The following is a 5,693-nucleotide window of genomic DNA, read 5'->3' as shown; positions in this document are numbered from 1 at the left end:
GCTCAGCGGCCGTTGAAAGCATCCTTCAGCCGCGAGAACAGCCCCTGCTGCCCCGGCGCACTGTGCTCACCCGGGGGGCCGACCCCCGGACCCCCGGCCGACAGCCGGGGAGCCCGCGCGCCGCGCTCAGCGGCCGTTGAAAGCGTCCTTCAGGCGCGAGAACAGCCCCTGCTGCCCCGGGGCGAACTGGCCCATCGGGCGTTCCTCGCCGCGGAGCTTGGCCAGTTCGCGGATGAGGCGTTCCTGCTCCGGGTCCAGCTTCGACGGGGTCTGGACCTCGACATGGACGATCAGGTCGCCCCGTCCGCCGCCCCGCAGGTGCGTGACGCCACGGCCGTGCAGCGGGATCGACTGGCCGGACTGGGTGCCCGGGCGGATGTCGATCTCCTCCATGCCGTCGAGCGTCTCCAGCGGGCACTTGGTGCCGAGCGCGGCCGCCGTCATCGGAATGGTCACCGTGCAGTGCAGATCGTCGCCGCGCCGCTGGAACACGGCGTGCGGCAGCTCGTGGATCTCGACGTACAGGTCGCCGGCGGGGCCGCCGCCCGGGCCGACCTCGCCCTCGCCCGCGAGCTGGATGCGGGTGCCGTTGTCGACACCGGCCGGGATCTTGACCGTGAGCGTGCGGCGCGACCGTACGCGCCCGTCGCCCGCGCACTCGGGGCACGGGGTCGGCACGACCGTGCCGAAGCCCTGGCACTGGGGGCACGGCCTGGACGTCATGACCTGGCCCAGGAAGGACCGCGTGACCTGCGACACCTCACCGCGGCCGCGGCACATGTCGCACGTCTGCGCCGACGTGCCGGGCGCGGCGCCCTCGCCGGAGCAGGTGGTGCAGACGACGGCCGTGTCGACCTGGATCTCCTTGGTCGTGCCGAAGGCCGCCTCGTCGAGCTCGACCTCCAGCCGGATCATCGCGTCCTGGCCGCGCCGCGTCCTCGACCGGGGCCCGCGCTGGGTCGCCGTACCGAAGAACGCGTCCATGATGTCGGAGAAGTTCCCGAAGCCGCCCGCGCCGAAGCCGCCCGCGCCCGCGCCGGGGCCGCCGCCCGAGGAGGACAGCGGGTCACCGCCGAGGTCGTAGACCTGCTTCTTCTGCGGGTCCGACAGCACCTCGTACGCGGCGTTGATCTCCTTGAACCGCTCCTGCGTCTTCGGATCGGGGTTGACATCCGGGTGCAGCTCGCGGGCGAGCCGCCGGAATGCCTTCTTGATCTCGTCCTGGGACGCGTCGCGGCGCACGCCGAGTACGGCGTAGTAGTCCGTGGCCACTTACGACTCCGCCAGGATCTGTCCGACGTAACGTGCCACTGCGCGTACCGCTCCCATCGTTCCGGGGTAGTCCATGCGGGTCGGTCCGACCACGCCGAGTTTCGCGACCGCCTCGTCGCCCGAACCGTAGCCGACCGCGACGACGGACGTGGAGTTGAGCCCTTCGTGGGCGTTCTCGTGCCCGATGCGCACGGTCATCTTCGGGTCCGTCGCCTCGCCGAGCAGCTTGAGCAGCACCACCTGCTCCTCCAGCGCCTCCAGCACGGGGCGGATGGTGAGCGGGAAGTCGTGTCCGAAGCGGGTGAGATTGGCGGTGCCGCCGATCACCAGCCGCTCCTCGGTCTCCTCCACCAGCGTCTCCAGGAGGGTGGCGAGCACCATGCTGACCGTGGGCCGGTCCTCCTGCTCGAAGGACTCCGGCAGGTCCTGCACGAGCTGCGGCACGTCCGTGAAGCGCCGGCCGACGACCCGGCTGTTCAGCCGGGCACGCAGGTCGGCCACGGACGTCTCCCCGATCGGGGCGGGGCAGTCGACCATCCGCTGCTCCACCCGTCCGGTGTCCGTGATCAGGACGAGCATCAGCCGGGCAGGGGCCAGCGACAGCAGCTCCACATGGCGCACGGTCGAGCGCGTCAGCGACGGGTACTGCACGACCGCGACCTGGCGGGTCAGCTGGGCCAGCAGCCGGACCGTACGGCCCACGACGTCGTCCAGGTCGACCGCGCCCTCCAGGAAGTTCTGGATGGCCCGGCGCTCCGGCGACGACAGCGGCTTGACTCCGGCGAGCTTGTCGACGAAGAGGCGATAGCCCTTGTCCGTGGGGATGCGGCCGGCGCTGGTGTGGGGCTGGGCGATGAACCCTTCCTCCTCCAGCACCGCCATGTCGTTGCGGACCGTGGCCGGCGACACGCCGAGGTTGTGGCGCTCCGTGAGGGCCTTGGAGCCGACGGGCTCCTCCGTGCCGACGTAGTCCTGGACGATGGCGCGCAGCACCTCGAGTCTGCGTTCACTGAGCACGGCGCGCACCTCCAGCTGGCTTCGGTCTGCCGACGTCCCCTGACGTCGCTTGACGTGTGCTGGCACTCACCGTGTCCGAGTGCCAATCATCCCCGCGGCCAGTGTACGGCGCCGAGGTCGCCGCCTGGCAAGGGCGACGTCCCGTGGGCGACGCCAGCGACGTGGTGGGGCAGGCCGGCGGGCGGCCGTCCACCGTACCGCGCGCCGGTCACGGGCAATGCGGATAGCGTCGCGGTATGGACGTCGGTTGGGAAGAGTTCGGGTGGGAGCGGCTCGCGACGGGGGTGGGCAGGCGGCGGCTGCCGGGCTGGGACGCCACGGTCGGCCTCGTCGTCGGGGACACGGCGGCGCTGCTGTTCGACGCGGGATCCACGCTGCGCGAGGGCGCCGAGCTGCGCGGCCAGGCGCAGGCCCTGCTGGGCGGGCGGCGCGTGACACATATCGCACTGAGCCACCCGCACTTCGACCATGTGCTGGGCGCCGCCGCGTTCGCCGGGGCGCAGGTGTTCGGGGCGGTGGGCGTGGACGACGTCCTGGTCCGGGACCGGGACGTCCTGCGGGCGGACGCGGTACGGCACGGGGTGGCGGCGCCGGAGGCCGCCGAGGCCGTGGACGTGCTGGTGCGCCCGCACCACCTGGTGTGCGGCGAGTGGACGCTGGACCTGGGCGGGCGGCAGGTGCTGCTGGCGAACGTGGGCCCGGGGCACACGGCGCACGACCTCGCGCTGCTGGTGCCGGGGCCCGGGGGCGGCGGGCCCGAGGTGGTGTTCTGCGGCGACCTCGTGGAGGAGTCGGGCGACCCCCAGGCGGGCCCGGACGCCATCCCGTCCCGCTGGCCGGCGGCGCTGGACCGGCTCCTGGAGCTGGGCGGCGACGACGCGACGTACGTGCCGGGGCACGGCGCGGTGGTGGACGCGGCGTACGTCCGCGCCCAACGCGACGCGCTGGCGGGGCGGTTCGGGGTGGGGAGGGCGCGTGGCGTGTCGTAGCGTCTGACGAATGCGCAGCTACGACCCTGACGTGCCCCCGTCCTGACCCCGTCCTGACCCCGTCCTGACCCCGTCCTGACCCCGTCCTGACCCCGTCCTGACTGCGTCCTGACTGCGTTTTCCGGGGGACAACCCCCAGACCCCCGGCAGGAGCCCGTTCCCCCGCCCCGTAGAAGAGAGCCATGCGCCAGTACGACCCTGATCTCACCCCGTCGTGGAAGAAGCAGGCCCCTGTGCCGGAGGTGCCGGCCGAGCCGGATCTGGTGGTGGAGGAGGTGGCCACGGGCTTCTGCGGGGCGGTGATCCGGTGCGAGGCCGGGACAGTGACCCTGGAGGACCGGTTCGGCAAGCACCGGGTGTTCCCGCTGGCACCGCGGGGCTTCCTGCTGGACGGCCGTACGGTGACGCTGGTCCGGCCCGCGGCGGCCGCTCCGGTGCGGCCCTCCCGTACGGCTTCCGGCTCGATCGCCGTACCCGGCGCGCGGGCGCGCGTGGCGCGGGCAGGGCGCATCTATGTGGAGGGCCGCCACGACGCCGAGCTGGTGGAGCGGGTGTGGGGCGACGATCTGCGCGTCGAAGGCGTGGTCGTGGAGTACCTGGAGGGCGTGGACGACCTGCCGGCGATCGTCCGGGACTTCCGCCCCGGCCCGGACGCCCGCCTCGGGGTGCTGGTGGACCACCTGGTGCCGGGCTCGAAGGAGGCCCGCATCGCCGCGTCCGTCACGGACCCGCACGTGCTGGTGGTCGGGCACCCGTACGTGGACGTGTGGCAGGCCGTGAAGCCCTCCGCGCTCGGCATCCGGGCGTGGCCGTCCGTCCCGCACGGCCAGGACTGGAAGACGGGCGTGTGCCGCGCCCTGGACTGGCCCGACAACACGGGCGCGGCGTGGCGACAGATCCTCGGCCGCGTCCACTCGTACAAGGACCTGGAGCCGGCGCTGCTGGGCAGGGTCGAGGAACTGATCGACTGGGTGACCGGGGCCTAGGTGTGGGCACAGGTGTGGGCCTAGGTGTGGACCAGGCGTGGGCATACGTGCCGCTGGGGCGCGTCAGTCCACCAGGTCCCGCACCACCGCGTCCGCCAGCAGCCGCCCGCGCAGCGTCAGGACGGCGCGCCCCTCGCGGTAAGGGGCGGCGTCCAGGAGCCCGTCCCTTACCGCACGCTCCGCCGCGGCCAGCCCCGCCGGCTTCAGCAGCGCGAGCTCGCACCCCTCCCGCAGCCGCAGCTCCAGCAGCACCCGCTCCACCCGCCGGTCCTCCCCGGACAGCAGCTCACGCCCCGCCCCGGGCGACCGCCCGTCCGCGAGGGCGGCGGCGTACGCCCCCGGGTGCTTCACGTTCCACCACCGCACGCCCCCGACATGGCTGTGCGCCCCGGGCCCGGCGCCCCACCAGTCGGCGCCGCGCCAGTACAGCTCGTTGTGCAGGCAGCGCCCGGCTTCCGAGGTGGCCCAGTTGGACACCTCGTACCACTGGAAGCCCGCCTCCGCGAGGACGGAGTCCGCGATCAGGTACCGGTCGGCGTGTACGTCGTCGTCGGTCATCGGGACCTCGCCGCGCCGGATGCGCCGGGCGAGCTGGGTGCCCTCCTCGACGATCAGCGCGTACGCGGAGACGTGGTCGGGGCCCGCGCCGATCGCCGCGTCGAGGGAGGCCCGCCAGTCGTCGTCACTCTCACCGGGGGTGCCGTAGATCAGGTCGAGGTTGACGTGCTCGAACCCGGCGGCGCGTGCCTCGGCGACGCACGCCTCGGGGCGGCCGGGCGTGTGGGTGCGGTCGAGGACCTTCAGGACGTGCTGCCGGGCGCTCTGCATGCCGAAGGAGACACGGTTGAAGCCGCCCTCGCGCAGCGCGGCCAGGTAGGCCGGGTCGACGGACTCGGGGTTCGCCTCGGTGGTGATCTCGGCGTCGTCCGCGAGCCCGAACTCGTCGCGGATGGCGCCGAGCATCCGTACGAGGTCGGCGGCGGGCAGCAGCGTGGGCGTACCGCCGCCGACGAAGACCGTCCGTACGGGCCGTGGGTCGTCGCCCAGGACCTTGCGGGCGAGCCGCACCTCGTCGGTGAGGGTCGCCGCGTAGTTGTCGCGCGAGGCGAGGACGCCGCCGGAGCCGCGCAGCTCGGTGGCGGTGTACGTGTTGAAGTCGCAGTAGCCGCAGCGGGTCGCGCAGTAGGGCACGTGCAGGTAGAACCCGAGCGGGCGGGACTCGGCCCCGTGGAGGGCGGACGCGGGCAGGGCCCCGTCCTCGGGCACGGGTTCGCCGTCGGGCAGTACGGAAGGCATGAGGTCCATTGTCCGTCACGCGCGCGTAGGCCGTCCCGGTCCGGCCCCCGAACCCCCGCTCCTCAATCGCCGGAGGGGCTCACTTTTGAGCCCGTCCGGCGATTGAGGACGAGCTCCCCCGAGCTCTTCGAGC

General features: G+C 73.2%; 5 protein-coding genes. 2 read left to right on the top strand and 3 right to left on the bottom strand.

Going from position 1 to position 5,693, the window contains the following annotated elements; all coding sequences use genetic code 11:
- Positions 1-126 precede the first annotated feature (126 nt).
- Positions 127-1,272 carry a molecular chaperone DnaJ gene (gene dnaJ, locus HTZ82_RS24310; RefSeq protein ID WP_175411556.1) on the bottom strand — a complete coding sequence of 382 codons (1,146 nt, stop codon included), beginning with the start codon at positions 1,270-1,272 and terminating at the stop codon, positions 127-129.
- A complete protein-coding gene (hrcA, locus tag HTZ82_RS24305) occupies positions 1,273-2,289 on the bottom strand; it encodes a heat-inducible transcriptional repressor HrcA (protein ID WP_175411555.1) in 1,017 nt (338 codons plus the stop codon).
- Positions 2,290-2,525: 236 nt separating this feature from the next.
- Here hrcA and HTZ82_RS24300 point away from each other — a divergent pair, with 236 nt between their 5' ends.
- Together HTZ82_RS24300 and HTZ82_RS24295 are read left to right on the top strand one after the other, a co-directional pair.
- Entirely contained in the window at positions 2,526-3,278 is a 753-nt protein-coding gene (locus HTZ82_RS24300) for an MBL fold metallo-hydrolase (RefSeq protein WP_175411554.1), read from the top strand.
- 182 nt (positions 3,279-3,460) lie between these two features.
- On the top strand, positions 3,461-4,264 hold the full coding sequence (locus HTZ82_RS24295; protein WP_175411553.1) for a DUF3097 domain-containing protein: 804 nt from the start codon (positions 3,461-3,463) through the stop codon (positions 4,262-4,264).
- A 63-nt stretch (positions 4,265-4,327) separates the two neighbouring features.
- Here the strand turns inward: HTZ82_RS24295 and hemW are convergent, their stop codons facing one another.
- Positions 4,328-5,569, bottom strand: coding sequence for a radical SAM family heme chaperone HemW (hemW, locus tag HTZ82_RS24290; RefSeq protein ID WP_175411552.1), 1,242 nt, complete (start codon positions 5,567-5,569; stop codon positions 4,328-4,330).
- Positions 5,570-5,693 lie beyond the last annotated feature (124 nt).

Source organism: Streptomyces sp. TRM64462, assembly GCF_013362995.1.
In the GTDB taxonomy this organism is placed as follows: domain Bacteria; phylum Actinomycetota; class Actinomycetes; order Streptomycetales; family Streptomycetaceae; genus Streptomyces.
Note: the sequence above shows the minus strand (reverse complement) of the source record. Positions and strands in the feature narration are given on the sequence as shown.

Excerpts from the sequence above, each read along its gene's own strand:
- HTZ82_RS24300 (WP_175411554.1), top strand. The coding sequence starts at position 2,526 with ATGGACGTCGGTTGGGAAGAGTTCGGGTGGGAGCGGCTCGCGACGGGG.
- HTZ82_RS24295 (WP_175411553.1), top strand. The coding sequence starts at position 3,461 with ATGCGCCAGTACGACCCTGATCTCACCCCGTCGTGGAAGAAGCAGGCC.
- hemW (WP_175411552.1), bottom strand. The coding sequence starts at position 5,569 with ATGGACCTCATGCCTTCCGTACTGCCCGACGGCGAACCCGTGCCCGAG.